This is a genomic window from Vibrio sp. 2096 (genome assembly GCF_033339595.1).
Lineage (GTDB): Bacteria > Pseudomonadota > Gammaproteobacteria > Enterobacterales > Vibrionaceae > Vibrio > Vibrio alginolyticus.
The window spans coordinates 345-1252 of the sequence record NZ_JAWOUX010000069.1; the positions used below are offsets into that span (position 1 = coordinate 345).

The 908-nt window shown below is 44.3% G+C and carries 3 protein-coding genes; 2 read left to right on the forward strand and 1 reads right to left on the reverse strand.

Annotation, left to right across the window (positions count from 1 at the left end):
• Both R7Q41_RS24090 and R7Q41_RS24095 read left to right on the forward strand, forming a co-directional pair.
• Window positions 1-416 (forward strand): helix-turn-helix domain-containing protein (locus R7Q41_RS24090; RefSeq protein ID WP_318144716.1); only part of this gene is annotated, 416 nt, incomplete at its 5' end.
• A 76-nt stretch (window positions 417-492) separates the two neighbouring features.
• A complete protein-coding gene (locus R7Q41_RS24095; RefSeq protein WP_021451574.1) occupies window positions 493-675 on the forward strand; it encodes a hypothetical protein in 183 nt (60 codons plus the stop codon).
• A gap of 47 nt (window positions 676-722) precedes the next feature.
• Here R7Q41_RS24095 and R7Q41_RS24100 read toward each other — a convergent pair.
• The coding region (locus R7Q41_RS24100) for a TRAP transporter large permease subunit (protein ID WP_318144717.1) at window positions 723-908 on the reverse strand (186 nt) is incomplete at its 5' end.

Genomic DNA, 908 nt, shown 5'->3' on the forward strand with positions numbered 1-908 from the left:
TTACGCTAGATTTGCCTCCCTTACGTGAACGCAAGGAAGACATCCCTGCCCTTTTCCACCATTTTCTTTTAGTCGCGGCGTCGCGCTATGGTAAAAGTTCGCCAAGCCTTTCAGCACAAGATTTGGCTCAGCTAATGGCTCACGATTGGCCGGGAAATGTCCGAGAACTACGCAATGCAGCAGAGCGTTTCGTTTTATTAGGTAAACTCATTCAATTAGGTGAACCAAGTTCCATCCCCGCCTCAACCAGTAGCCTTGCAGAGCAAGTGGCGGAGTTTGAAAAGGCAGCGATAGAAAATGCGCTACTAGAAAACAATGGCAGCATCAAACAAACGATGGAACAGTTGAATGTGCCTCGAAAAACGCTGTATGACAAAATGCAACGCTATCAGATAGATAAAGAGCTCTATAAATAAAACCGGTTCGCACGATTGGTATTATATCCAACTTGAATCATAATTTTGCTAAGGCAATTATTGGGCTCATATGGATATGAATGAAAAAGTGAGGATACCGATCATTACCGATACAGTGATGGTAGACGGCCAGTATCAAGAAGAAAGGCGCTCCGGTGAAGACCGACGTAAAAACAAAAAGAAGTGGCACGGCTATGAGCGCAGAGTCCATCCCGATCCGAGAAAACAAGATTTTAAATCCATAGACGAAGAGGTGTGATTGCTCACACCTCTTTTTGGTTGAGTGAATGTAATTCGGAAAATGTGTTATTTAGTGATTATTTCTGGCCCCATCAAGGTCGTAGGTAACCAAGTTGATACCCAAGGTACATAAGTCACAATTATCAAGAACAAGAACATGACGCCCACCCATGGCAATGCCGCTTTTACAACATTCATCATCGACATTCTTGCCACCCCAGCCGTTACAAACAGATTCAACCCGACTGGTGG

Bases quoted from the DNA above. Each gene is read 5' to 3' on its own strand.
- R7Q41_RS24095 (WP_021451574.1), top strand. From the start codon at position 493: ATGAATGAAAAAGTGAGGATACCGATCATTACCGATACAGTGATGGTA.